This window comes from Natronomonas halophila (assembly GCF_013391085.1).
Classification (GTDB): Archaea; Halobacteriota; Halobacteria; order Halobacteriales; family Haloarculaceae; genus Natronomonas; species Natronomonas halophila.
This window is the reverse complement of the sequence record NZ_CP058334.1, coordinates 2,648,565-2,674,463: the sequence shown is the minus strand read 5'-3', so window position 1 is coordinate 2,674,463 and position 25,899 is coordinate 2,648,565. Positions and strand designations below refer to the sequence as shown.

25 protein-coding genes and 1 tRNA gene are annotated in these 25,899 nt (G+C 60.7%); 12 read left to right on the top strand and 14 right to left on the bottom strand.

Features of this window, described 5'->3' with window-relative positions:
- Positions 1–2: 2 nt before the first annotated feature.
- A complete protein-coding gene (locus HWV23_RS14225) occupies positions 3–1,406 on the bottom strand; it encodes a sugar transferase (protein WP_178291049.1) in 1,404 nt (467 codons plus the stop codon).
- A 129-nt stretch (positions 1,407–1,535) separates the two neighbouring features.
- Here HWV23_RS14225 and HWV23_RS14220 point away from each other — a divergent pair, with 129 nt between their 5' ends.
- Entirely contained in the window at positions 1,536–2,777 is a 1,242-nt protein-coding gene (locus tag HWV23_RS14220) for an MFS transporter (RefSeq protein WP_211693260.1), read from the top strand.
- 25 nt (positions 2,778–2,802) lie between these two features.
- On the opposite strand, the gene HWV23_RS14215 is transcribed toward HWV23_RS14220, so the two are convergent.
- Together HWV23_RS14215 and aglF are read right to left on the bottom strand one after the other, a co-directional pair.
- Positions 2,803–3,792, bottom strand: coding sequence for a GDP-mannose 4,6-dehydratase (locus HWV23_RS14215; protein WP_178291048.1), 990 nt, complete (start codon positions 3,790–3,792; stop codon positions 2,803–2,805).
- A 48-nt stretch (positions 3,793–3,840) separates the two neighbouring features.
- Entirely contained in the window at positions 3,841–4,599 is a 759-nt protein-coding gene (aglF, locus tag HWV23_RS14210) for a UTP--glucose-1-phosphate uridylyltransferase AglF (protein ID WP_178291047.1), read from the bottom strand.
- Positions 4,600–4,698: 99 nt separating this feature from the next.
- Here aglF and aglG point away from each other — a divergent pair, with 99 nt between their 5' ends.
- Positions 4,699–5,622, top strand: a complete 924-nt coding sequence (gene aglG, locus HWV23_RS14205; protein ID WP_178291046.1) for a glucosyl-dolichyl phosphate glucuronosyltransferase — start codon at positions 4,699–4,701, stop codon at positions 5,620–5,622.
- Here the strand turns inward: aglG and HWV23_RS14200 are convergent.
- On the bottom strand, positions 5,610–6,563 hold the full coding sequence (locus tag HWV23_RS14200; RefSeq protein WP_178291045.1) for a hypothetical protein: 954 nt from the start codon (positions 6,561–6,563) through the stop codon (positions 5,610–5,612). The two genes, aglG and HWV23_RS14200, sit on opposite strands and share 13 nt — an antisense overlap.
- An 81-nt stretch (positions 6,564–6,644) precedes the next feature.
- Between HWV23_RS14200 and HWV23_RS14195 the strand changes: the two genes are divergently transcribed.
- Positions 6,645–8,087: a sulfatase gene (locus HWV23_RS14195; protein WP_246282694.1), complete on the top strand. Its 1,443-nt coding sequence runs from the start codon at positions 6,645–6,647 to the stop codon at positions 8,085–8,087.
- Positions 8,088–9,164: a glycosyltransferase family protein gene (locus tag HWV23_RS14190; RefSeq protein WP_178291043.1), complete on the top strand. Its 1,077-nt coding sequence runs from the start codon at positions 8,088–8,090 to the stop codon at positions 9,162–9,164.
- A 232-nt stretch (positions 9,165–9,396) separates the two neighbouring features.
- Here HWV23_RS14190 and HWV23_RS14185 read toward each other — a convergent pair whose 3' ends face one another.
- The 5 genes from HWV23_RS14185 to HWV23_RS14165 form a co-directional block, all read right to left on the bottom strand.
- The gene (locus HWV23_RS14185) at positions 9,397–10,926 is read right to left on the bottom strand and encodes a flippase (protein ID WP_178291042.1); all 1,530 of its coding nucleotides are present in this window, start codon (positions 10,924–10,926) and stop codon (positions 9,397–9,399) included.
- A gap of 101 nt (positions 10,927–11,027) precedes the next feature.
- Positions 11,028–11,870: a TrmB family transcriptional regulator gene (locus HWV23_RS14180; protein ID WP_178291041.1), complete on the bottom strand. Its 843-nt coding sequence runs from the start codon at positions 11,868–11,870 to the stop codon at positions 11,028–11,030.
- Between the two features lie 19 nt (positions 11,871–11,889).
- Positions 11,890–12,882: an NAD-dependent epimerase/dehydratase family protein gene (locus HWV23_RS14175; RefSeq protein ID WP_178291040.1), complete on the bottom strand. Its 993-nt coding sequence runs from the start codon at positions 12,880–12,882 to the stop codon at positions 11,890–11,892.
- On the bottom strand, positions 12,879–13,832 hold the full coding sequence (locus tag HWV23_RS14170; protein ID WP_178291680.1) for an NAD-dependent epimerase/dehydratase family protein: 954 nt from the start codon (positions 13,830–13,832) through the stop codon (positions 12,879–12,881). The genes HWV23_RS14175 and HWV23_RS14170 overlap by 4 nt, the downstream gene beginning before the upstream one ends.
- A gap of 22 nt (positions 13,833–13,854) precedes the next feature.
- Entirely contained in the window at positions 13,855–15,030 is a 1,176-nt protein-coding gene (locus HWV23_RS14165) for an NAD-dependent epimerase/dehydratase family protein (RefSeq protein WP_178291039.1), read from the bottom strand.
- A gap of 141 nt (positions 15,031–15,171) precedes the next feature.
- Here HWV23_RS14165 and HWV23_RS14160 point away from each other — a divergent pair, with 141 nt between their 5' ends.
- Both HWV23_RS14160 and aglM read left to right on the top strand, forming a co-directional pair.
- Entirely contained in the window at positions 15,172–15,312 is a 141-nt protein-coding gene (locus tag HWV23_RS14160) for a hypothetical protein (RefSeq protein ID WP_178288270.1), read from the top strand.
- A 132-nt stretch (positions 15,313–15,444) separates the two neighbouring features.
- Complete coding sequence (aglM, locus tag HWV23_RS14155; protein WP_178291038.1) at positions 15,445–16,740, top strand: UDP-glucose 6-dehydrogenase AglM; 1,296 nt, start codon at positions 15,445–15,447, stop codon at positions 16,738–16,740.
- A gap of 3 nt (positions 16,741–16,743) precedes the next feature.
- On the opposite strand, the gene HWV23_RS14150 is transcribed toward aglM, so the two are convergent.
- Entirely contained in the window at positions 16,744–19,056 is a 2,313-nt protein-coding gene (locus tag HWV23_RS14150; RefSeq protein ID WP_178291037.1) for a hypothetical protein, read from the bottom strand.
- An 84-nt stretch (positions 19,057–19,140) separates the two neighbouring features.
- On the opposite strand from HWV23_RS14150, the gene trmY reads away from it, so the two are divergent.
- The 4 genes from trmY to HWV23_RS14130 all read left to right on the top strand — a co-directional run bounded on the left by trmY (position 19,141) and on the right by HWV23_RS14130 (position 21,500).
- Positions 19,141–19,734 (top strand): tRNA (pseudouridine(54)-N(1))-methyltransferase TrmY, encoded by a 594-nt coding sequence (trmY, locus tag HWV23_RS14145; protein WP_178291036.1) that lies wholly within the window; start codon positions 19,141–19,143, stop codon positions 19,732–19,734.
- 76 nt (positions 19,735–19,810) lie between these two features.
- Positions 19,811–20,560 (top strand): DUF7847 domain-containing protein, encoded by a 750-nt coding sequence (locus tag HWV23_RS14140; RefSeq protein ID WP_178291035.1) that lies wholly within the window; start codon positions 19,811–19,813, stop codon positions 20,558–20,560.
- A gap of 51 nt (positions 20,561–20,611) precedes the next feature.
- Positions 20,612–20,684: transfer RNA gene (locus HWV23_RS14135), tRNA-Pro, on the top strand.
- Positions 20,685–20,771: 87 nt separating this feature from the next.
- Entirely contained in the window at positions 20,772–21,500 is a 729-nt protein-coding gene (locus tag HWV23_RS14130; RefSeq protein ID WP_178291034.1) for a profilin-fold protein, read from the top strand.
- A gap of 148 nt (positions 21,501–21,648) precedes the next feature.
- Here HWV23_RS14130 and HWV23_RS14125 read toward each other — a convergent pair whose 3' ends face one another.
- Positions 21,649–22,107, bottom strand: coding sequence for a response regulator transcription factor (locus HWV23_RS14125; RefSeq protein ID WP_178291033.1), 459 nt, complete (start codon positions 22,105–22,107; stop codon positions 21,649–21,651).
- 109 nt (positions 22,108–22,216) lie between these two features.
- Here HWV23_RS14125 and HWV23_RS14120 point away from each other — a divergent pair, with 109 nt between their 5' ends.
- Together HWV23_RS14120 and HWV23_RS14115 are read left to right on the top strand one after the other, a co-directional pair.
- Positions 22,217–22,567, top strand: a complete 351-nt coding sequence (locus HWV23_RS14120) for a CHY zinc finger protein (RefSeq protein ID WP_178291032.1) — start codon at positions 22,217–22,219, stop codon at positions 22,565–22,567.
- Between the two features lie 71 nt (positions 22,568–22,638).
- Positions 22,639–23,202: an NUDIX hydrolase gene (locus tag HWV23_RS14115; RefSeq protein ID WP_178291031.1), complete on the top strand. Its 564-nt coding sequence runs from the start codon at positions 22,639–22,641 to the stop codon at positions 23,200–23,202.
- A 1-nt stretch (position 23,203) separates the two neighbouring features.
- On the opposite strand, the gene HWV23_RS14110 is transcribed toward HWV23_RS14115, so the two are convergent.
- The 3 genes from HWV23_RS14110 to HWV23_RS14100 form a co-directional block, all read right to left on the bottom strand.
- Complete coding sequence (locus HWV23_RS14110; protein ID WP_178291030.1) at positions 23,204–24,445, bottom strand: hypothetical protein; 1,242 nt, start codon at positions 24,443–24,445, stop codon at positions 23,204–23,206.
- Complete coding sequence (locus tag HWV23_RS14105) at positions 24,427–25,116, bottom strand: hypothetical protein (protein ID WP_178291029.1); 690 nt, start codon at positions 25,114–25,116, stop codon at positions 24,427–24,429. The genes HWV23_RS14110 and HWV23_RS14105 overlap by 19 nt, the downstream gene beginning before the upstream one ends.
- Positions 25,117–25,209: 93 nt before the next feature.
- Positions 25,210–25,779, bottom strand: a complete 570-nt coding sequence (locus HWV23_RS14100; RefSeq protein WP_178291028.1) for a peptidylprolyl isomerase — start codon at positions 25,777–25,779, stop codon at positions 25,210–25,212.
- Between the last annotated feature and the right edge of the window lie 120 nt (positions 25,780–25,899).

Here is a 25,899-nt window from a genome sequence, read left to right as displayed (position 1 = left end):
CTCTAGTTAATGAAGTCCTTTCCGACCAACCAGATCTGTCTCACTACGATCTTCAAATCGAACCACAGTGACTGCCGCCGAATGTACTCCACGTCGTAGCGCAACTTTTTCTCCGGTTCGGTACTCGAAACATCGTTGATCTGCGCTAGCCCGGTCAGACCCGGCTTCACGAACCAGCGCTTCCGCCAGTCATCAGCAACTGATTCCAGTTCCACCTCCTCTTCGACCCACGCTGCACGGGGGCCGACAACGCTCATGTCACCCTTTAGAATCGACCACAACTGTGGAATCTCGTCGAGATGCGTCCGACGAACCACCGCGCCTACTCGTGTAATATAGGGATTCTTCCCGTCGTCGACCGGTTCGGCGTCTTCGACGTTCTCGACCATACTTCGGAATTTGTACACCCGAAACGTATCACCGAACGAAGCCGTCCGCTCTTGTCTGTATAGAACCGAACCGCCGTCTTCCAGTTTGACCGCCGCCGCAATCACCAACATAACGGGGGACAGCGCGAGTAATCCAAGCCCGGCAAACGCTGTATCAAAGATTCGCTTCATGACGTGGTCTAGCGGATCCCACGGCTCCAAGTCTACGTCAACTAACTCCTCACTTCCAAAGCCGGTCGTTAACACGCTATCGGCGTGTTCCCGGTGGACTTTCGCAGTCACACCGTACTCGTAGCACGCGTCTAACGTACCGAAAAACTCCGCGCGATCCGGTTGAGCAAACGCTAACGCAACTGTGTCGATATCGTACTCCACCAGCACCTCGTCGAGTCGCGAGAGTCCACCGAGACATGCCAGTTCGTCGAGCGTTTCCGGTCGACCGCCGTCGGCGCTCGCTGGCACCGTCGGCTGGGGTCCCCTTTCTGCTCCGAAGTACGCCGACGGCGGCGAGACGTAGCCGACGACACCACCATTAAGCGCATTCAGGATATCACCCATCGTTTCAGGGTCGTCGCCGACGATAAGCGTCCGACCGGTCTCGCCGCGGGGACGCCGTCGAATCGCGACGAACCACAGCGGAATCGTGACGAGGACGAGCGCGCCCGCCACCACGAGCGTTGCCCTCGGCAACCGGTACGTATAGTCGAAGTAGCCGATAGCGGCCAGCGCTATACAGCCGAGCAAGACACGTCGCGTGGCCAGCTCGGCAGCGTCGAGAATCCGTCGTGGCCGCGGCTTGTAGAGCGGCACGAGCGCTGCCAGCATAACCAACGCCGTGGTAGCGGCCTCGAAGGCGAACTCCGCACCATATGCCGGCTCGAAAGGCAGATGACCGATAACGGGAATGAGCGCGAATCCGGCCTGCAGCGCCGGCACGTTGGCGATGCGGACAGCGAGCACGGAAAGCGAGACTACCCCGAGGACGCTCGCAATCCGATATCGCCACCCGCCAGTCATATCCTGCATTCTGTATCCGACGCGAATAAACGCTCCGACTGTGTCGGACGGTTGTCGAACCCTCTCGCGGCTTCCTTCTGCGAGCGGACAGACGTGAGTCTATTATGTCATCGTTGAATACTCTCCTTCGTGGACGAGAACGACCGTTCGATCGTCGGATTCGTGATGGCCGGCCACGCGATGGTCCACATCTACGAGCTGTCAATACCCATCCTGATGACGGTGTGGCTCCTGGAGTTCTCGACGACGTCGGCCGTCCTGGGCGGGGCCGTCGCGGTCGGCTACGGGCTCTTCGGCGTCGGCGCGCTGCCCGGTGGCCTGCTGGTCGACCGCTTCGGCTCGCGGCGACTCATCAGCCTCTGTCTCGCCGGGATGGGGCTATCGTTTCTAGTATTGAGTATCGCACCGAACGTCGTCGGTATCACAGTGGCTATCGCCATCTGGGGCGCTGCAGCCAGCGTCTATCACCCCGCTGGCCTCACGCTCATCAGCAACGGCGTCCGGGAACGCGGGCGCGGCTTCGCCTACCACGGGATGGCCGGCAACGTCGGTATCGCGGCTGGCCCACTCGTGACCGCGCTGCTCTTGCTCGTCTTCGAGTGGGAACTCGTTGTCGCGATTCTCGCGGTGCCGGCGCTAATCGCCGCGGTCGTGGGGCTTTCTATCGAGTTCGACCCGACGGCAGCCGTCGAGATGGCCGACGGTGGCGAGCGACAACCCCCGTCGTCACCCGCCGAATTCCTCGCAGAGACCCGACAGCTGTTCACGGTCGGCTTCGCGCTCGTCTTCGTCATCGTCGCGTTCAACGGCCTCTACTACCGCGGCGTCGTCACGTTCCTGCCCGAACTGCTCGGCGAGTTCCTCACGGTGACCATCGGCGACACCCGCCTCGGCCTGTTCGCCCCCGATAGCCCGCTTGCCGAGGAGTTCGACCTCGCGCAGTACCTGTACGCCGGCCTGCTGATGGTCGGCATCGGCGGGCAGTATCTGGGCGGCCGCCTCACCGAACGCATCGAACCCGACCGCGGGATGTTGCTGATGCTCGGGTTACTCACCACGCTCGCCCTGTTGTTCGTCCCGGCTGCCGAGACGGGCCTGTGGGGGCTGTTGGCGGTGAGTTTCCTGGTCGGATTCGCGCTGTTCGCGATGCAGCCGCTCTCGCAGGCGACCATCGCGAAGTACTCGCTCGCTGGGTCGCGAGGCCTCTCGTTCGGGTATACGTATCTCGCCATCTTCGGCGTCGGCGCCCTCGGCGCCGCGATTATCGGGGCCGTCCGAACCTACGGCTCAACGTCGATACTGTTCGTTGTGTTAGGCGGGTTCTCGCTGACGGCCGGCCTCCTGGCGCTCCTTCTGGTTCGAACCCGATAGCGTGCCCCTCGAGTGAGCAGCCAGCCTACGATGCCATCACGAGCGGCTCGTACCACTCGCGGTTCTGTCGGTACCACTCGATGAACTTCTCGACGCCTTCACGGATGGTGTGGTCTGGGTCGTAGTCAAGTAACTGCTCGGCCTTCGACGTATCCGCAAGCGTGTGTTCAGCGTCGGCGTCGTACCGTTCGGCGTATTCGATCTCCAACTCGGGCGCGAGCTGGTCGCGGATTTCCTTCGCCAACGTCCGAATCTCGATGTTGTCCGTCGACCCGATGTTGACGGCCTCTCCATCGGCGGCGTCGCTGTCCAGCAGCGTCCGGTTGGCCTCAATAATATCCGCGATATATGTGAAATCACGCGTCTGGGTGCCGTCGCCGTAGACTACGGGTGGCTTGTCGTTCAGGCATCGTGAGACGAAATTCGAGATAGCCATATTCGGACGCATCCGTGGGCCGTAGACGGTGAAGTACCGCAGGGCGACCGCAGACACGTCGTAGACCTCGTTGTACGCACACGCGTAGCGCTCGGCGGCGAGTTTCGAGGCACCGTACGGCGAGACGGGCATCGTTGGGTCAGTCTCCGAAAAGGGGACGTACTCCTCGCGGCCGCCGTACACCGACGACGAGGAGGCCATGACGAACCGTTCGAGGTCCGTGTTTCGGGCCGCGTCCAGAAGGTTGAGCGTCCCGTCGACGTTCACCTCATCGTACTCCCGCGGGGCTTCGACGCTCGGCCGGACACCGGCTTTGGCGGCCTGATGGTAGACGTAATCGACCTCGTCAACGAGTTCGTTGACCAACTCCTCGTTACGAATATCCCCCTCGACGAAGTCGTAGTCGACGCCCTCACGGTCGGCCACCTCGCGGTGGACATCCAGCGTGTACTCTTTGATGCCCAGATCGTAGAAGGGATCCATCGCGTCGATAACGGTCACATCGTGGCCATCCTCGAGGAAGGCCTCCGCGAGATGGCCACCGATGAAACCGGCGCCGCCGGTGACGAGTACGTGCATGGGCGTTCCTCGCTTCGGCCGTACAAAAAGCCGTCCGGAATCGATTCGCTATTCGGAAGCCGCGCTTGCTTCCTCGGCTTCGTCATCTACCTCATAGCCTTCCTGCAGGCGGCGTTCGGCCTCCTCACGGTCCTCTGGATAGCCGACGTCGATACGCCAGCCGTCCATCCGGATGGCGTCGATAGTCCGACCGGACTGAATCAGGAGGTCGATGGCATCCGAGAGCTCGTACTCGCCGCGGTCGGAGGGCTGGACGAGATGGCAGGCGTGAAAGATGGCCGGTGTGAACGTGTAGAAGCCGGTCATCACGAGGTTCGTCGGCGGGTCGTCAGGTTTCTCGATGACCTCTGTTATCTCGCCGTAGTCGTTCGTGTCACAGACGCCGTAACGGGAGGCTTCCTCCCACGGCACCTCTTCAACGAGGAAGGCCGCATCGGCACGGTCCTCACGTTGACGGTTGACCACGTCCGCGAGGTTCGCCTCGAAGATGTTGTCCCCGAGGATGAGCATGAAGTCGTCATCAACCTGCTCTTCGACGGTCAGGAGCGCGTGGGCGAGTCCCTTCGGTTCCCGCTGGTGGGTATACGTAATCGGAACGCCCTCATATTCGTCGCCGTAGTAATCGATGATGCGTTCTTTCTTGTAACCGACGACGACGAGCAATTCGTCCGCGTCAAGTTCGATGAGTCGGTCGAAACAGTGACTCAGGATGGGCCGGCCGTCGACTTCGACCAGTGCCTTTGGTTTATCTTCGGTGAGAGGCCGGAGACGCGTTCCCTCGCCGGCGGCGAGTACGACAGCTTGCATACGTTCTTTCTACCACCATGTGTACAAGTGTTTTCGGCTACAGAGACTAGCGAAGCGCAGACACAACGCTTATCGGCTGTTCGTGGATACACCCGCTGAATGAAAGTCTCGGTCGTCCTCTGTGTCTATTCTATGGAGCGATACGACGACTTCCGAGAAGCCGCTGAAAGCGTGCTCACACAGACCTACGCCGACGTCGAACTTGTCGTCGTCGTCGACGGCACGGAAGCTGTCTACGAACGGGTTCGTGACGACTACGGAGAGAATAATCGGGTAGCCACCCATTGTAACGACGAGAACATGGGACTGCTGGAGAGCCGGAACATGGGAGCAGAACTCGCCGATGGTGAGGTTGTCGCCTTTATCGATGATGACGCCGTCGCCGACGAACGATGGATCGAAGAACTCGTCCAGGGCTACGAGGAGCAGGATGCCCTCGCTGTTGGTGGAAAGATGACACCGAGATGGGTCGCTGGAAAGCCCGATTTCCTTCCCGAGGAGTTCTACTGGCTTGTCGGCGTCACCCATCGCGGATTCGCTGATGGTCCGGGCTACGTACGCAATACCTTCGGTTCGAACCTCTCGTTCCGTCGAGACGTGTTCCTTGACCTCGGAGGATTCGACACCGACATTGGTGGGAGGAAAGGCGATAAGAACCTGCAGGGCGGCGAGACCGAACTCTGTGCCCGACTTGCGGACGAATACGGTGAACAGGTTTGGTACAACCCCAACGCCGAAGTCGAACACAAGGTATTCGACTATCGGACCGACGCAATGTGGCTACTAAACCGCGCGTTCTGGCAAGGGTATTCCAAGCGAGCGATGGAAGTATTACTCCCAGAAACGAGCGGTGAAGAAAGCGAATTCTTGAAGCGTTTGCTAGTAGATTTTACCCCCAATCGAATCAAAAAACTCCTCACCAGCCCCTCGCTTAGCCAGGGAAAACAACTCCTGTTCCTGTGGCTGTTTACTGCATGTGTCGGATTCGGGTATCTCTACGGATTCACCGTCTATTCCGCGTAACCGAGCATCCGCAGGCGTTCATTGGTCTTCTCGTCAACCTGTCGGTCCACATCAACCGGTCGATCAGCACTTACGTCCTTCCGGGTACCGTTTTGATGTGTGAGCCATGGAACCTCGGTGAGTGCGGGGATCAATATGCCGAGCGGATGGCCGTACACCCGAATCGGGAACGGCCATGCTCGTTCACCCATCGCGTTTCCATGGTCCGAGGTGACGGCCGTCAATCCCTGCAGGTTTTCGAGCAGTTGCCGAACGGCAGGCCATGAGGATTCGAGATTGGACCTATACGCAGTCCACACTTCGTCATACGAGACTTCTCCCGCTTCCAGCATCTCGAACGGCGTCCGATGTCGAGTTGTCGCGTTCTCGTTCCCCATCGCCTGTTCCCGGATTGCGAACGTCTCCCGTTCACCGAGTTGTACGTCACCGACGAACGGCGCATGCGGCTGGAGAAAATGACTGATGATTCGTTTATCGGGATACTTCTCGGCGACCGAAAGCGTGCGGTCGGCCATTGTTTGCGGCCGGACCGTCTGAAGGTCGTCGTCCCAGCCGTCCTTCCAGACGGATTCGACGGCGTGGAACGTCTCCTCCGGTAAGTCCGTGTTCACGTACGGATTCCCAGTCACGTACACGGTATCGTGGAACTCCCCATCAGCGAAATTTTCGGTGAGAAATCCGGGCGTTCCCGATTGAACGCTCCGGCGCTTTTCTAGTGTCCCTGGCAGCGGGGTCTCAGCATGAACCTCCTCGAAGAGGTCATAGCGGCACGCGTCCAGAACGATGAGATTGTCCCAGTCCTTCTCGACGACCGGCGTCGCGGGAGGTCGCCGCACGTCAGTGAAATATCGGCTCACGGCGTGCGTCAGAAATCGCTTGCGCCACCACGTTCGGTCCGTCCCGTGTTTCCGTATCTCTGAAAGCGCATACCGGAGAGCCATTATTTTGCGAATACGACCCAGTGGTTAAGTCCTTGTTCCATTTCCAGCAATATTATTGCCACTCACCGACGACGAATGTTCATGCCGCCGAACGTTCTGCTCGTCGTTCTTGATACCGTCCGAGCGCGGAACACGAGTATACACGGATACCACAACCGTACCACGCCGTTTTTGGAGGATTTCGCCGAGAACGCAACCCTATATCAACACGCCCGCGCGCCTGCGGCACGGAGTCTCGACAGCCACGCGAGTATCTTTACTGGCCTTCACATCGAAGAACATGAGATTACCAAAACGGGGGACAAAATCGAACCCGGAAACACGATATGGGAAACGCTCAGTGAACGAGGTTACGCGACCGGTGTTTTCTCCGAGAACAATTGGATTACGGATATTGATACGGGCCTCAAGGACGCGTTCGACCACATTGAAGGACCACGGAACGTCCCATTCCCCGACGCCGCCGATCCGACGACCTTCGTCGCTGAGGAGGGACAGGGTGAATATCAGAAGTTCCTGCGACATGCCTTCGAATCCGGCCAACCAATTCAGTCGGTATTGAACGGTCTCGCAATCAAGCTCCAGTCCGATTATCCGGATATCCTTCCGAAGGAGTCAGTGGGAACCCATGGGTCGACGTATACGGACCTGTTTCTCGAGTGGTCCGCAGACCAAGATGAACCCTGGGCCGCCTGTGTGAACTACATGGACGCTCACCACCCATACGAACCCGACGAGGAGTTCGACGACTGGGGAGACGACACACTCCGGGGACTGCAGAACGACATCGAGGACGTGAAATGGGAATTCAACGGCGGACAGCGTCCATGGTGGCAGCGGAGTTCGCTCGAAGCGCTCTACGACGGTTGCATTCGGCAGTTAGACGCTGAACTGGAACGACTCGTTGAGTCTCTGAGAGAGCGCGGTGGACTCGACGATACGCTCCTTGTGGTCACATCAGATCACGGTGAGGGGTTCGGCGACCCGTCCCGTATCCGTCCAGACACCCAAATCGCCTCCCATAGCGTCGCCATTCACGAATCTCTCCTCCATGTGCCGCTCGTCGTGAAGCACCCAGGTCAGACCAACGGCCGAGTCGTCTCCCAGCCCGTTTCACTGACGGACTTCCCGACAGCAGTCGAATCGACGATTGAGGGGCAGACGGACCGAGAAGCGTTCGTTACAGAAGGCCCCGTCATCGCCACAGCACATGGTCTCGATGGTCCGGTTCAAGAACGAGCGAGCAAATACGTCACCGATCTGACTCCGTTCACCTCGACGGCACGAACCGTCTACGAGGGAAGCGGGAACGACGTCCGGAAATACATCACGTGGCGCGACGAGAAGCGCACGATTAGAATACGGGACGCACAGACTGCGTGGGTTGAATCCAACGACGAGGAGGGAAAAGTCGCTTCCGCGTTTTCGGACATCGAGACCGCTGGGGTAAAACGAGGGGGCAAAACGGCCGACGAACTCGATGAGCAATCAGTCCAGCAGCTGGAAGACCTCGGATACATGTAGATGCCCGGTACAGTACTTCTCATTTCGAACCGTCTTCCCACCGATTCAGGGGGCCGAGCGGAGAAAATCGCAACCCGAAAGCGCCTGCTCGAAGACCACGGCTGGAACGTCACCATCGCCCACGCACCCGAACCCTACATCCTCGGAGCACCGATGGCACTCAGACGCTGTATTCGTCTCGGCCGACGGCAGAGCGTAGACGTGGTTCAGTCGGTCAATAACCCGTTTCACCTACACGTTCTCGGGTATCTCACGAGTCGCGCTCTGGGTAAGCCGTGGCTTGCTGAACTCCGTGATCCGATCGCCACCCACCCCGACCGCGATCCGAAATCGCCGGTCACGTGGACAGCGAAGGCGGTTGAGCGTCTCGTGGCCTACCGCGCCGACCGTGTCGTCTGGTTCGATGGAATCCAACTCTCGGACGACTACTTCGAGAAGTACGACGTTCCGTCAGAGCGTGTAATCAAACTCCCGCCAATCGGCTACGAGAAAGCGAAGTTCGATTCCGCCGATGCCGACACGCATGACGAGTTTACGATAACGTATGCCGGATCGTTCTACGAGGGGTGGATCGAACCGTATACCTTCCTTACCGGTCTCGGCGAATACATCGATCGAACAGGGGATCAGCAACTCCGAGCACAGTTCTACGGTGATTGGTCGAGTGAGTACAGCGATGCCGCTTCGGACGCCGGCGTGACCGATTACATCGAGACAAACGAGTTCATCCCCCACGAGGAGATCATCTCCGTTCTGAAAGGCTCCGATCTGCTGCTGTATATCGGCGGTTCCGACCCCGGCAACCGACGGAACCTCCCCTCGAAGCTATGGGACTACGTCGGCGCGCGGCGCCCGATTCTCGCGGTCGTGGATCCGACGTTCCGCGTTGCGGATTTCGTTCGAGAACACGACCTCGGTCTCGTCGCTGACGCTGCCGATCCCGACTCGGTCGCCGATGCACTCGCGCGATTCCGCTATGGATACACGTTCGATCCGGACCCAGGCGTGTTCGAACGATACACCCGGGAGCGGAGCACACAACGAATCGCGGAAATCCTCGAAGAGATAGTCGAGTAAGGATTTAGCAACTAATTAACATAAATCACCTGCAAAGCAGGTTTATCGAACGTCGTCCTCGTCACAGTCGACCCTCCCGGGCGGACCATCTCGGCTGCTAAGGCTACGACTGAGGTTTCTCGCCTGTCATCGACCAACTCGCCGCGCATGAACTATCGTTCGATGCCTAACGAACGCGACGGGTCCTCCAACCGTTCTTCCAAGAGCGTCTGAAGAGCCTGTCCAGCGAGTGTCATGAAAACCGGTCAAGAATCCATTCTAGCGGTCCGAGTCGGAGGCCAAACCGTGCTTGGGCAGAGCGAATCAACATCACTTCCTCAGGTTCGAGACCCAGTATGACGATTATTGAAACTATGTAAATCGTCGCAAACACCGCACCGAAGGCGACGAGTCCGGGAAGCGAGGGCGGAACGAGACCACGGCCAACCCACGCAAGGCCGACGAGAGGAACACCGATTAATGCAGGAGAAACGACGGAATACGACAACGGAAAATCACCGGTGAAATACCATAACTCAACCATCATCAAGAAATCTAACAAAAGATACGACGCGAAGGTGGCGAGGGCAGCACCGAGGATTCCATATCGAGGGATCAAGACGACGTTGAGACCAATATTTGTCAAACCAGTAATGATGCTGTTGAGAGCGAGAGGTCGTGCCTTGCCGAGTCCCCGAAGGAGATTTCCGAGTGCGTTGAACACGTTATCGATCGCGAATGTGAGCGCTAGTACGACGAGCGCTCCAGCACCTGATGCATATCGAGGTCGGTATATACTGACAATAAATGATTCCGGGAATAGAATCAGTGGCGCCATCGCAGGAAAGGAGAGAATAACAAGCCATCGAAGTGCAGGTTGGTGGGCAGTAACCATGTCATCAACTCCTGAAGAGGACTCGATTTTGCTCGCGATTGGGGCACCGAGGAAATTGAAGGCGGCTGAGAACATCCCGACGAGTTGTCCCGCTGCATACGCGACCCCATACGTCCCGACAGCACCTGCATTTAGGAAGAACAATAATAAGAAAATATCAGAGCTTCTATATACAAAATTAGCAGCACGAGAAGCCGTCATCGGCAGCGAGTATCGGACGAATTCCGTAGTATCGCTCGACAACGAACCCGCATCGATATCGACATCGAAAGTCCGGAGCAGCAACACGACGGCGACAGCGGCTCCAATAGCGTAGGGGACCGCATAGGCAAGCGCAAACCCGGCCTGTCCCAAGCCGAAAATAACAGCAGCAACGACGAGCCCGAAACGGAGTGTCGGCCGGAGGAGATTCTCGATGTAGACGCGGTAGCGGGAGACCTCTTGGCCTCTGATGCCGCCAATTGACAACATCAGCACGCTGGCAAACGGAATCGTCGCGCCGAAGATGCGGACGCTCGTCGTGACTGTCGGGTCTCCGAGTACGTTAGAGGCGATGAATGACGCGTTCGCGGCGACGAGGACACCCAATGTAAGAGAAACTGGAACGGCGATGAGAAACGCGGTTCGGGTAAGCGAGGCCCGGTTGACAACCGATTGCCGCGGGAGATGCCGTATCAGCCCTTCGTCAAGGCCCATCGTTCCGAGAATCGCTCCGAGATTAAGAAGGGCAACGCCGGCCGTGATGCTTCCAAAATCTGCCGTATTGAGGTATCGAGCTGCGAGCAACTGTGCGAGAAACGAGATGAACAGTTCCAGAACGAGGCCGACGTAGACGACACCGGCTCCCTTGAAGATATCTCGAATCGCCTGGTTGCGGTCGTCACTCATCGCCCTCTCCCCCACGAGTGGGCGGACGCTGGACGCTGGCGACCATGCGGGTATGGCCGTAGGCACCCCCTAAATACGGTGTGGTTCGGACCACGAAGTACTCACGAGAAGCTCTCGTACTCCCAGATTAAATCGAAGTATCGCTTCATTCCGGCCACAAAGGATCCGTTCTCAGTGATCGCAGCCTGGCGCTTGTAGTCGGGCACATCCGTTTCCTCAACCAGGAAAATCGCCAGTCCAGAGTCGTAGTCCATACTCGGGTCAATGAACGTTCCACGCCACGGCAGGACCTTCTCGCTGAACCGGAAGTCGATTTCCGGATAGTCCGTCTCCAGCCGCTCCACTATTTCCTGCTGTCGTGGAACGTTATCGTCGGGCAGCAACTCGGGATTCAAGAATAGCACCGAGACGTCGATACCCTCATCAAGCGCGTTCGAAACCGCAGGCTCAACCGAATCGAAGTAGGCGAAACTGTTCGTAATCACGTAAACAGCATCGTCAGCGATTCGATACAGCCGCCGGGTTTCGGTCTCGCTTGGGTCGCCGACATCGACAACGTGGAACAACTCAGAAGTCGGCGAGACATCCTCGTCGGCTTGCTCGTACAGCGGCCCGAACACGTCAAGGAATTCCGAACGAAGTCCCTCTACCTCGCGACAGTAGTCCTCGAATTCTTGCCGCCGGTTTTCCTTCGCGCGCTCCAATATTTCCCCAGGGGATTTTGGCTGATACTGCTTGGGTCGGCCGGGAATCACCTCGATGAAGCCGTAATCCGCGAGTGCTTCGAGGACGCCATAGATGCGCGCCTTCGGGATACCAGTCGCCTCAGCGATATCAGGTGCGGTCGTTCGGCCCGCACGAAGCAGATGCGCCAGTGCAGTCGCCTCGTATTCCTTGAGGTCGAGTTCTTCGAGCAAATCGGTCGGATCTGGGTTCGAGTCCATAGTAGTCAGACGTCGGTCGTTACTCCCGGCGTTCGAGTAGTGTGCGGATAGATGCTTCGACCGTATGCGTCGGTTCCCAACCGAGGTCCTCCTTGGCCCGGGACGTGTCGACGGTGAAATCCTCGACGAGGGTCTCGTTTCCACGCGGGTTCTCGACGAGTTTCACCTCGACATCGAGTCCGTACTCCGATTCGGCGATGGATTGGACGGTTTCGGCGAGCGCCATCACGGAGGGGTCCTCATCGCCAGCAATCTCGTAGGCCGTCGCGCCGGTCTCACCCTCCGCGAGCGCATCGAGAAGTCGCTCGGCGCTGTCGATGTAGGCCTCGGCGACGTCCTTGACGTGGATGAAGTTGCGCGATTGCGTGCCGGGCTCGTAGACCGTCAGCGGTTCACCAGCATCAACCCGGTCGACGAAGAAGTTCAAGACAGTCGGCTTCGAGACGGTCGTTCCGTCGACGACGTGTTCGCCGTAGAGGTTGGATTTGAGGAAGAGATGGGCCGGGAACTCGCCTTCGGCGAAAGTCTCGATAGCCTCCTCGCCGAGGAGTTTCGTCCGGCCGTACCAGTTCATCGGCCGTCGCGGCAGGTCGGCGGTAATGGGGAACAATTCCGGGTCGCCGAGAACCGCCATACTGAACGGGAAGACCAGCGCCGCACCGGTCTTCCGGCAGAACCACGCGACGTTGTTCGTGCCGGTGACGTTTATCTCGTAGGCGAGGTCCTGGTTCTCCTCGCAGTCGTCGACGCCGCTGACAGCGGCGAGGTGTATCACGATGTCCGCGCCTTCAAGCGTCGCTTCGAGGCGGCTACGGTTGCGAATATCGACGTGTTCGATATCGAGGTCACCGATGGACTCGACCTGTCCGCGGTACTGGTTATCCAGCGCAATAAGGTTCCAGTCGGGGTGCGTCTCCTGCAAGCGATATACGACACGGCTACCGATGTAACCGGCCGCGCCAGTAACTGCAATCGTGGGCGTGTCGGAGTCGGTTCGGTCATTAGATGTCATGCGTCGAGTACCTCCGGGTTCGATTGCTGCAGGTGTTTCGCAAGGTCACGAACGCCCTCACGGAGCGTCCACTCCGGCGAAAAGCCGGTCTCAGAGAGCCGGTCGAAGTTGACGTGGTAGGACGGACCGGGGTGTTCGTCCTCCAGATACGTGATATCGAGGTTGCGGTCGAGTTCCTCGCGGACGATTTCGGCGATTTCGGAGACACGATAGTTCCCTTCGTTCGAACCGACGTTGTAGACGAACTGTGGCCACGAGTCGGGATCGAGGACGGCGTCGGCGTACGCGCGGGCGGCGTCCTGTACATGGATGAAGGGTCGCCAGTTACTGCCGTCGCCGTAGACGGTCAGCGGCCGATCGGTCAGCGCGCGGAAGACAAAGTGGTTGACCACGAGATTGAACCGGATGCCCGCGGCCCATCCGTAGTTCGTGCTCATCCGCAAGGCGGTCGCGTCGACACCGTACTCGTCGACTGCTTCCGCGAGCAATTCCTCGGATTCGACCTTCGACTCAGCGTAGGGATTCAGCGGGTTCTGTTCGGTCTCCTCATCGATATCGGTCGTGGCCGCCCGCCCGTAGTTGTTACACGAAGAGGCGTAGACGACGTTCTCGACGTCGAACTTCCGGACGGCGGTGAGGACGTTCTCGGTGCCGTCGCGGTTGACTGCGAAGGTCTCCGCGCGGCGGTCGTGTGTGGAATCGGCGCCGGTAATCGCAGCGAGGTGGATGACGCGGTCGACCCCACGCATCGCGCTTTCGACGTCGCCGTAGACACGGACGTCGCCACGGCGGAACTGCAGATTATTGCCGAGACAGCCGGCGAGGTTACGGGGCGACCCCGACGTCAGCGAGTCGAAGACGACCACTTCGCCGACGCGGTCATCCTCGAGGAGTCGCGGGACGAGCGCGCTGCCGATGTAGCCACAGCCGCCGGTAACGAGGATGCGCAAGCCGTCGTCGCCATCCATCATCTCACTCATCTTCGGTCAGCACGCCGGGGAGGAACCGGTCCTCATGGGCTGTGATGGTGTCGTCGTACTCGACGAGCGTACCGAGAATGGAGCGAACGCCTTCCTCGAAGGTGGTCGATTGGCCGCCGATGAGGTCGGCGTAACGGTCGTTCTCGATCTCCATCTTATGTGTTTCGTCCTCGTCGCGGGGGTTCTCGAAGTGTTCGACCTCGACATCGAGGTCGTACTCGTCGGAGACGTCCGCGATGGTCTCGGCCATCTCGACGATGCTGATGGCACGGGTGACCTGATTGTAGACGACGTGGTCGTCCGGTCGGTCGTCGGCATCGGAAAGCGCCAACTGGGCGAGGCCCTCGACGGCGTCCTCCAGCGCGATGAAGGGTTTTCGCTGTTCGCCCTTCCCGTAGACGGTCATGGGGTAGCCAGCGATAGCTTGAGCACAGAAGCGGTGGGTGACGACGCCGAAGTAGTAGTCGAAGTCGAACCGGGTCGCGAGACGCGAATCCACCGCGGTTTCCTCGGTTTCCGTACCGTAGGTGATGGCGGTCCGGACGTCCGAAATCGGGATATCGAACTGGTCGTGGGCCAGCCGCATGTTGGCTGCGTCGTGGGATTTACTGAGGTGATACCAGCTGCCGGCCATCGCAGGGAATGGCACCTCGTCGCGCTCACCCTGGTTTTCCATCGTGGCGCCCCCCTCGGGGATGGGGAACTCAGGCGCACCGTAGACGCCGGTCGTGGTCGTCTCGATGAAGTGGGTGTCGTTGAGATCGTGTGTGTCCAGCCCCCACAGGAGATTCCGGGTGGCCTGCATGTTGTTGTGCTGGGTGAAGTTCGCCCGTTCGCCGTTGATTTGCGAGTAGGGAGCCGACGGCTGAGCTGCGGTGTGGACGACGACGGAGGGTTCGTGAACTGACAGCAGTTCGTCGACTGCATCCCGATCGGTGAGGTCAACCTCGACGAAGGAGAGGTTCGCACAACCGTGGACTTCCTCGGCAGCGTCGATTCGCTCGTCGATGCTGGCGATGGGGACCGCACTCGTGGAGCCGACCGATTCGACCCACTCGCGCCGGCCGAAGTTGTCGACCAGTACGACTCGTTCGTCCGTCCGCGTCGCGATTCGGAGGGCGGTCGGCCAGCCGATATAGCCGTCCGCGCCAGTTATCAAGATAGACATGGTTACTCAACAAGTGAGTAAGTACGCATAAAAACTTTCTCATGGCACAGAGAGCCGGTACGAGCGGGTTCCGGAACGTTTTGCAACCGAGCACACACGTGGCAGAAAGCATTTATATAAAGAAGATACAATAGTTACTCAGTGACTGAGTATATGTCTGGCAAAAACGGGAACACCGACGATGCACGCTCGGGGGACGACCACCTATCTGATGTCGAAGACGGCTGCGGGTGTGCGGAAGTGTGGGAACATCTCTCCGAGCAGCGGGCAAGCGACGACTAAAGCGCGTCGTACCAGGCGTTTGCAGGGTTTACGTAATCTTTCTCGGCCGGCCTTGCGACTTCTTTAAAAGTCTATTACTCTCTATCGGCCCAGAGCCAAACCCTCAAATCCCCGCCCACGATAGAATCCTCCATGAACGTAAGCGTCGTCGGAAGCGGCTACGTGGGCACCACGCTCGCGGCGTGTTTCGCGGATTTAGGGCACGACGTGACGGCAGTCGATATCGATAAAGAGACCGTCGAACGGCTCAACGCCGGCGAGACGACGATTCACGAACCCGGACTGGACCCGATGGTTTCGGCATACGCGGGGAGCAGCCTCCAAGCGACGACCGACCACGCCGCAGTCGCCGACACCGACCTCACCTTCCTCGCGGTCGGTACACCGGCCCGAAGAGACGGTTCTATCGACCCGAGCGGCCTGCTCGCAGCCGCCGAAGACGTCGGCGAGGCCATCGCCGACAAGGACGGCTATCATCTCGTCGTCGTGAAATCGACGGTCCTCCCGGACGTAATCGACGACGAGGTCATCCCAACTCTCGAGGAAGCCTCGGGCAAGACCGACGGTGAGAAACTGGGCGTCGCCGTCAACCCCGAATTCCTTCGGGAAGGCAGTGCTGTCGACGACTTCATGAGCCCGGACAAGATCGTCATCGGGACCGACGGCGATGGCCGCGCGCTGGACCTGCTGGCCGAACTCTACCAGCCGCTCATCAGCGACTGGGACGTGCCGACCGTCGAAACTGGCCGACGTGAAGCCGCGATGATTAAATACGCTAACAACACCTTCCTCGCGGCCAAAATCAGCCTCATCAACGACCTCGGGAACATCTGCAAGGAGTTCGGCGTCGACACATACGAGGTGGCCGAGGCGATGGGCATGGACGACCGCATCGGCGAAAAGTTCCTCAACTCGGGGGTCGGCTGGGGGGGCTCTTGCTTCCCGAAAGACACCGCAGCCCTCCGTGCCGCTGCCCAAACCGCGAACTACGACCCGGCGATGGTCAATGCAGCTATCGAAATCAACGACGTCCAGCCCCAGCGACTCCTCGGATTGATCGACGAACACGTCGACGTCGAGGGCAAGCGCGTGGCCGTCCTCGGTCTCGCGTTCAAGCCAGGCACCGACGACATCCGTGGCTCTCGCGCCAAGCCCGTTATCGAGGGCCTACAGGACCGGGGTGCCGACGTGGTCGCCTACGACCCGCTTGCTGCTGACAAAATGGCCGAGGAATTCCCGAATATCGAGTACGCCGACTCGGCTGCCGAGGCGCTCGATGGCGCCCACGCCGCGGCCGCCGTTACGGACTGGCCGGCTTTCGCAGAACTGAACACCGAATTCGATGAGATGGCCAATCCCGTCGTCGTCGACGGCCGGCGAATCATCAGTCGCCGCGAGGGACTCACCTACGAAGGCCTGACCTGGTAGGATTCAGTCCGCCCGTTCGGCCTGCACGTTTTCGCCGTTCTGTACCGCGTTCTCGCTGACGGTCACCGACGTAGCGTTACCACCGCCGATGTTGTATTCACCAGGGTAAGGAACAGTCACGGCGTAGGTACTGTTCTCGCTGGCAGTCACCTCACGCTGATAGGTGAAAGAAGCGCCCTCGATGTCGACCTGTGTTTCGACAGTCACCGCCGTAGTGGGGTCAGCTTCGCCGCGAATCGTCGCGCCCGGCACCACGCGGAACGCCTTGTAATCGCCGCTCGGGCTGGCGTAGAGCGCACGGTAATGGGCGAGGCCATCGGTGCCGTTACCCGCGCTCCCGTAGCGGTCGTGGAGGCGGGATTGCAGCATCTCATCCAATATTTTCGGGTTACCCGGGACCGATTCCGTGACGAGGTAGGCGTTTTGTGCCCGACCGCCAGCGATATACCTATCGTAAGCCGAACCCGGATCGGTCGCGAACGTGAAATCCCGGTAATAAGCGTTCGCAAAGCCGTATCCCCGGGATTCTCCGTTGACGTGGTAATTATACATCCGACTCCACGACCACGGACTGAAGACGTAGTTGTCGGGGTACTCGTGGCCGGCCTCGGCGGCGTGCGTATCGATAAACGAGGCCGTTTCGTACTGCTCTTCCGGGATCGTGAGGTTGTACGCGCCGATTGGGGCCAGTACCCCAGACAGACCGCAAACGAGGAGGACAACACCAACCAGCCTGATGGTGACATCCCTATCGGGGAGTGTCACTGACCGATGCTCGCCACCGAGCGGCACTGGCACCCTCGCCGCATCGACGCGCTCGGCGAGTGTAACGATAGCCAGTCCACCGAACAGCGCCGTAAACGGCGCGAGTTCGCCAGCATACCGAGCCTGCAGCGTCGCCAAAACGAGCATAAACCACGCGTAACTGCTGGCCACGAGCCACGAGCGGTCGCCGCGATAGGCGCGGTAGACGCCCCACCCCATGGCAGGAATGACGACGAAGAGTAACAAGCCGAACGAGAAGAGCCAGCCCATCGTTTCGGTGCCGAAGACCGACTGCATCTCGACGATGTCGCGGTCGGCGAACAGTCGAGAGACCTGCCGAGAGATGGCTGCCCACTCGGTGGGGGCGAAGAAATACACACCCGCCGAAACGCCGGCAACGCCGACGATACCCGTCGTCGGGAAGGCCCACGCGGGCAATCCTATGGTGCGCCAGCCGTAGGTTGCGCCGACGACGCCAATGATACCGAGCGTCAGAACGACGGGGACGCCGGCGATGAACCACTCGTGCCATCCCCACGCGACGTGTGTTAGCAGGACGACGGCGGAACCGAGTCCCACGCCTGCGGCGGTGGCGAGACCGGGCGCAAGGAACGAGTCATCGTCGCGGACGGCGATGGCGGCCCCACAGACGACGGCGATGGCGATCGGGAACAACAGCAGCGTCGCGGCCCACCACGCGAGGACGCTTCCCGCGACACCGACGGCGAGAATCGCGACTGCGCGCGTTGTCCGCCAGTCGGCGGCCAGCGAATCGAGGTCGAACGTCGCGACGGTTCCCCACGCAACAATAGCGAGCCAGAAGTAGTCGAAGGCGTGGTGGTCGACGAACCCGAGCGACGACCGCAGAACGTGTACCGGCAGGACCGCCAAGACAAATACACTCGCCAGTGCCACGTGGCGGTCCTCGGTCACTTCGCAGGCGAATAGATAGACGACAAGGCCGGTCGCAACCGCGACCAGAACCGGCAACCACGCGAGGAACGCGGTATGGTTCCCAAGGCCGCCGACTAATTCGGCGCCGACGAGCATCTGAACCGTCGTCAGAGGTTCACCAGTTCCCTGCCCCACAGGAAGATTCGAGAAACTCCAGCCGTTCCGGAGTCCCTCTTCGACGTAGTAAACGTACGCGTAGGGGTCATTTGAGGGAAAGACGACTCGGTCACGAAAAACCGCTGGATACGTACTCGCTCGGAAAGCTGCCACCAAAGCGAGCAAGCCAGCGAGTACCGCGGCGGCCGTCCGGTCAATATCAGGTAGCGACAGCGACCCGCTCGCGTCGAAACCGGAGTCTTCGACTTTAACCTCACCAGCGAGCGCCCGGTCGACGGCCTCGGAATCCGCAACGCGATACTCGTCGCCGACCGATTCGACCAGTCCCTCGTTGACGAGTTCGCCGAAGACACCCGAATCAATCGGCACGTCATCGAACGTCCACGTCTCCCGTTCGCGGTCGACGTCTCGAACGTCCGAGAGGGCCGATTCGAGGGCCGGGTTCTCGTCGAGGACAGTACGCACCGCGGCGGCGTCCATACCCACTCGTGACTGCCCGGGGGCGATAAAATCACCCATTCGCCGAAGCGAGGCGGCTATAGGCCCCGCGCTCCGAGGGCCGATATGCGACAGTTCATCGTCGTCGGCCACGACGCGCCGACGACCGCCGACTTCTCACTGGACGACCTGCCCGGTGCCGGCCGCCTCGACGTCCTCTGCCGGTGTGTCAACAGCGCCTTCTTCCTCTCGCATGACCTCCGGGAGGACGTTCGCGTCCACCTCGTCTTGGGCGACGAGTACGTCGTCCGTTTCGAGGGCGCAGAACTCCGACGCCTGAATCCCGACGAGCGCTCGACGGGGGCGCTGATTCGCGGCGCACTGGAAGCACGCGAGGAGGCCATCGGCGCGATGGAAGCCAATCCCTCGCCCGGTGTCTACATCGGCAAGGGCGATTTCGCTTCGACGGTCGAATCAGCCGTCGAGGAGGGAACGCTCGTCGAACTTCACGAGGGGGGCGACCCCGTCGTCGACGTAGCACCGCCCGAGAACCCCGTCTTCGTCCTCTCGGACCACCACGACTTCACCGACTCCGAGGCCGACCTGCTCGCCGCCAGCGCCGACGAACGGGTTTCTATCGGCCCACACGCCCTCCACGCCGACCACACAATTACCGTCGCCCACAACTATCTCGATACCGACGGATTCAGCCGATACTGACCTGGACGCTGTATATAGTGCCGGTGTGGCGTCGTCCGTAGCCGTGTTTTAAGTAGAAACCCGGTCATTTTGGGCTATGTCCCTCCAGATAGGCGATGCGCTTGGTGATGGAATCCAGCGCGGCCTGACGTACACCGGTGGCGTCCTGATGGCGCTGACGATCGCATACCAACTCGTGTTTCTCGCGTCGGTGAACACGGTCTTCCGCGAGGCCCTCCCGCCGGAGGCCCAGCAGACCGAGCAGTTCGCGTTCGCGCTCCCGATTCCGGCGGCCGTGGCGGGCGTGCTGGCCGTAGTCGGATTGCTGTTCGGGATGGTTCTCTACATCGCCGCAACACGGGCGTTGACCCGTGACCCCGATTCGCTGTCGTCGCTGCCGCAGGCGGTGTTTACCCGTCGTATGGGCCGCGCCGCGCTCTCAGCTATCGGCGCCAACATCGTCGTGTCGATAGCCGTTTCCATCGGCTTCATCCTGCTCGTAGTGCCCGGCATCTTCCTCGCCGTGAGCTTCTCGTTCGTCGTCTTCGCCATCGGTGTCGAGGACGAACGAGCCATCGCGTCGCTACGCCGGAGTTGGGCATTGGCGAGCGGCAGTCGCTGGCGGCTGTTCGCACTCATCCTCGTCATCGCGGTTGGGACGAGCGCCCTGAGCGGGGTCGGTTCCCTGCTTTCGGTCGTCAACCCCGTCGCCGGACAGGTCGCCAGTATCGTCCTCACCGGCGTCCTCTCGGTGCTCGCCTACGGCATCCTCGCGGACGCGTACCTCCAACTTCGGGACGAGGATGCATCGGACGCTACGGCGGAGACGACGTCGGTTTCGGCCTGAAGCACCCCGTATCATAACCCTTAAACTCGCCGACGGCATCGTTCCAGATGCGGGCCGGTGGGGTAGCTTGGTATCCTTCGGCCTTCGGGTGGCCGTAACCACGATTCAAATTCGTGCCGGCCCACTTTTCCCGCATTCCGCCTTTTCCAGTCACGTCTCGGGCCACATCGGAAGCCACACGCGTTATCCCTGCTGCGGTGTTTGAGACGGTATGGCTCCGCTGAGCGACCTCGATGTCGATATCTCCGATGTGGATTCTATCGCGGCCAGACGGGACGACGTGCTCGCGGCGGTACGCGACCACGCCGGACGCGTGGCCTACAACCTCGCGCGACTGCAGGGCGGCGATTACGGCCAGCGGTCCTTCTCGACCAAGCAGGGTGAGTGGACAGTCAAATACGAAGCCGGCGACCTGGAGTATCTCCGATACAAGCCGCGAGGCGGGGGCGAAACCTACGTCGTCTCGACCCACCAGCCTGCCGAACCCGAACCGCTGGCGAAGGCGCTGGCGGATTACGAGGCGTTCGTCGAGACGTACAACGACTACGTGGATTCCCTCGAAGGGATGCTCGACGGCGTCGACGACGGGTTTCCGCCGGTCGAATCGACCGATACCATCGTCGACGAGCGTGACCGCATCGTCGGCCGCATCGAGGAGTGCTGTCAGACGATGGCCGGCGAACTGCAGCGCTACGAGGGGACCGACTACGGCACCTATTCAGAGCGAGTCGGTTCAACGCGCTGGGAACTCAAGTGGGACCTCGACGGGGCGTCGTATCTCCGCGTCGGCGGCTCCAGCGGCGTCTATCTGGTCTCGCAGTACGGCCCGCCGTCGGCGAACGATATCCGCGAGTACGCCCCGCAGTTTCGGGGCTTCGTCGAGGCCTACAACGACCACGTCGCGGACCTGGAGTTGACATTAGAGCAAATCGAACTGTGACGGGTCGCTGTCGACGAGCGTGATAACGCAAAGCCGCGGGGGTGGGGAGGGTGCCGAATCCGTGGATATTCACGGACCATCTCGCACCCAGAACAATCGGCATCCGGGCGGCTAAAAACCGTTTCGGCGGTTCATCCGGGGCAAGCGGTCAGGAAACGTACTCCCACCCGCTTTCGCTCCGGACGACGTTGCTGCCCCGCGGGACGTTCGGCCGGCTCTTTGCCGGGTCCCCACAGCCAGTTTTCTCGATCGACGTGAGTTGGTCGACCGCCGCTCGCAGGGTCGTCTTGTCGACGGGTTTGGTCAGGTACGCGTCGAAGGGGAGCCGTTCGTCGCCGTCGAACGGTTCCGCGGCCGTCACGAACGCGACGGCACACTCATAGCCCCGCTCCCGAACGCGGCGTAACACCTCGTCGCCGGGCATCTCCGGCATTTTGCGGTCCAGCAGTATCACGTCGAACGTCTCGTCGACCACCTCCATTGCCTCGGGACCCCCGTTTGCGACCGATACCTCGTAATCGCCGTCCTCTTCGAGTAGAAGCCGATACGCGTCCGCGACGGCGGTGTCGTCGTCGACGACGAGAACCGACTGCCGTTCGTCACCCATTGATGTTGGGGGTATCGTCTTTCTCACCCCTTACCCTGATGCCTAATTAATCGGGTATGGCCGGCAACGGGGCGAATCTTATAAGCGGCTGTGTACCGCAATTCGGCCCGTGCAGGTACACGGCCACGAGGTCCGCGGCGTCGACGTCGATTCGGAGACGCGCTGTGCCCACTACGGAACCGACCGCGACGTCGTCGCCATCAAGTTCGCCTGCTGTGAGACCTATTACCCCTGTTTCCGGTGTCACGAGGAGACGGCCGACCACGATATCGAGAAATGGCCGCTCGAACGCCGGGCCGACCCCGCCGTCCTCTGTGGTGCCTGCGGGACCGAACTCGCCACACAGGAGTACATGGGCGTCGACGCCTGCCCCGACTGCGGCACGGATTTCAACCCGGCTTGCGCGAACCACTACCACCTCTACTTCGAGGGCGTCGAGGAAACGCCCGACCGGCGGTAGGCCGCCGGTTGGGGCGGCCGGGACACTGGCGGACGGGCGGTATTTTTGAGGGCCCGCGACCGACGGCCGGTATGGACGACAGCGACGATGCGGAGGCGTCCCTCGCGTGGGAAACGCTCGCTTCGGAAACCGACTACACCTGCCCGGGGTTCGACGTGGTCCGCGACGAGGTCCGCCTACCGGACGGCACCGAGACCGACTTTCACTACGTCAGCGAACCGCCATCAGTGGTGGTGCTCCCCTTCACCGAAGACGGCGACGTGGTCGTCATCGAGGAGTGGCGGCAGGCCGTAGACCGTGTGAACTACGGCCTCCCCGCGGGCGGCCTCGAAGCCGAGGACGTGGATATGGACGCCGCCGCGAAGCGCGAACTCGCCGAAGAGACGGGTTACGAGGCCGCCGCCATCGAATCGCTCGCCACCTACGAACCGACGAACGGCCTCTTCGATTCAGTCTTCCACTACGTCGTCGCCCACGGCTGTACCCCGACGGCCGAACAGGACCTCGACCACAACGAATCGATCCGGGTCGAGACGGCATCCTTCACCGATTTAAAAGAGCGCGCGCTCGCCGACGACCTGCGGGACGGCCGCTCGGCGCTGGGGATTCTGCAGTACGCGCTTCGCGGCGAGTAGGTCACGCCGGACTGCGACACTTCTGTCGGACCGGCTTCAGAATCAGCCAGATGGTGGCGATAGAAAGGACGAGCACGGAGAGCAGCGACGCGAGGACGTACACGAGCGTGACCTCATCGAACAGCATGCTTATCAACTGGTTCGTTCCGACGATGACTCCCAGAATGCCGAACACGGACAGCGACACCTGCTTGCCGGCCTGATAACTCATGTCCCGTCTGACCTGCACGCTGTCGCCGACGCTGATATGCAGGTTGTCGCGCTCGGTGCTCGGAATGCGAACCGACAGCGACTCCGTTTCGCCGTAGGAACTCTCGGAGGCCTCGTCGGGTTCGAGTTCCTGGTCTTCGGCCCACCCCGACTGACACCGGACGTTCCGGACGCGGCCCTTCCACCGAATCAGGACGCGGTCGTCCTCCTCGATACCGAGGCCCTCCATGGCGTCCTCGTTCATCCGGACAACGTTCCGGCCTTCATCGCGGTCGTAGCCGGGCAGCACCCGAAGCTGGGTGTAACTGTAATCGACGAAGTGGCGGCCGACCCAGTCGGCGACGGCGCTGGTGAGGCCACGTGACTCCTCGGGGTCGTCGGTCGGCACGCGGAGCCGAACCGTGTTGCTGTCGCCTTCGTCCTTGGAGTCGATTTCGAGTAGTTTGCGCGTGATGCCGTTCAGCCGAATCGTATCGCGGTCGTAGTTCTGGTGGCGATAGGTCTGCAGCGGGACCTGAATCCGCGAGCCGGTCTCCGGGTTGATAAGCTCACAGGCGTCGCCCGGTTCGACCGAGTCGAGACTCGCCATATCCTCGGCGTTGATATAGCCGGCCATCCCCTCGGTCGTGATGTCGCGTTCGAGTTGTTCCCAGGCGGAAACACGGTGGACGCGGAGGGCATCCAGCGAATCGGTTCGGCGTTCGTGGATGTCGATTTTCGCCCCCTCATCGCTGTCCGGGTCGATGCCGATTTCCCGCTGGAGTTGGCTCCGAATGCAGGCCCAGCGGATGCCGTCGGTCGAATACTCGTCGGGGTCGTGTGCGTCGCTGAACGAGACTATCTGTGCCAGTTGCCCCTCGGTTTCGGTGCCGTGGGGGCGCAACTCGACGTAGTCGTGTTCGTCGGTCGTTTCGAGTCGGTCCAACGTCGACGACGGGACGATGACGGCGTAGCGGAACTTGTCGCCAGTGTCGTCGTAGCAGTCGGACTCGAAGTCGGAGATGGTTTTTGAGATTACGGTCGGGCCGGCCAACTGGATTCGCCTCGAATCCGGTTGTTCTCCGCAACCGTATTAAATGTGGTCGCGTCGTCGGCATCGTAGGCCGCCTCGTAGGTGCTCCGGCAGAAATCCTCGTAGAACTCGTCGGCCACGTCAGCGCCGTACATCTCGCCGATCATCATGATGCCCGTACAGATGCGTTCGTGATACGTCCGGTTTCGGGGGTTCTCGGCCCGCAGGTCCTCGGGGTCGATGTTCTTCGCGAAGATTTCGATTTCCGACAGGGACGTCACGTCGACGTCGTCGATGCGGTCGGTATCGACGTAATACTCCAGTCGCGGGTCCTCGATCGTCTCGTAATCGTAGGCGGATTCGGTGCCTTTGACCTGGATTTTCTCCTCGTCGGAGAGGCCGAAAATCAGGACGCCGTTTATCCAGTCGTCGACATCGCCGGTCCGGACCGCCTCCAGCATCATGTCGCCGCGGTCGGACTCCAGCGAGTAGTAGCGGCGGTAGCCCCAGAGTTTGGCCGGAAGATACGTGATACGGTCCTTCCGTTCCTCCCACCGATCGATGGCGTCGTCCCTGACGGTACTGTCGGCGTCCGCCCGATAGACGTCATCGATAGCCGTATCGATGTTCTCGAACCGGGAGATAAGGCTAGTCGGGAGAATCAGACTGCCGTAGCCGAATATCGGAGCCATCGGCGGCTAGTCGGGGTTGGGAGGGTGTAAACCTTCGCAGTCAGCCCAAAAAGAAGGCCGGAACGACGCCGGTTGCGGCGCCGATACCCGCCGTTATTCGTCGATGGTGACCGACTCGATGACGGCTTCCTCGCGGGGCTTGTCGTTGCGGCCGGTCGGCAGCGAGCCGATCTCCTCGACGACGTCCATGCCGTCGATGACCTGCCCGAAGACGGAGTGTTTGTTGTCGAGATGCGGCTGGGCGTCCAGCGTGATGAAGAACTGGCTGCCGTTGGTGTCGGGCCCGGAGTTGGCCATCGAGAGGATACCGGGGCCGTCGTGGCTGAGGTCGGGGTGGAACTCGTCGTCGAACTCGTAGCCGGGGCCGCCACGGCCGGTGCCGGTCGGGTCCCCGCCCTGAATCATGAAGCCCTCGATGACGCGGTGGAACTCCGCGCCCTCGTACAGCGAGTCACCGCGGACCTCGCCGCTCTCGGGGTCTTCCCACGTGTTCGTCTCGACGTCGGGGTCGGCGTCCGCGGCGGGGTCGTGGCGGGCGAGGCCGAGGAAGTTCTCGACGGTTCGGGGCGAGCGGTCCTCGAAGAGTTCGATGGTAATCTCGCCGTGGCTGGTCTCGAACGTGATAGTCGGGTTGTCGGGGTTCGCGACGTCTCGATTGCTCATAGGGGGAACGTGGCGTGGGACTCGCAAAAGACTGCCGACTGGCATATCACTGCATCTCCGAGCATCAATTCTAAATACCTTGGTCAATAAGAACCGGTAGGACAATGAATGAAAAAGCGC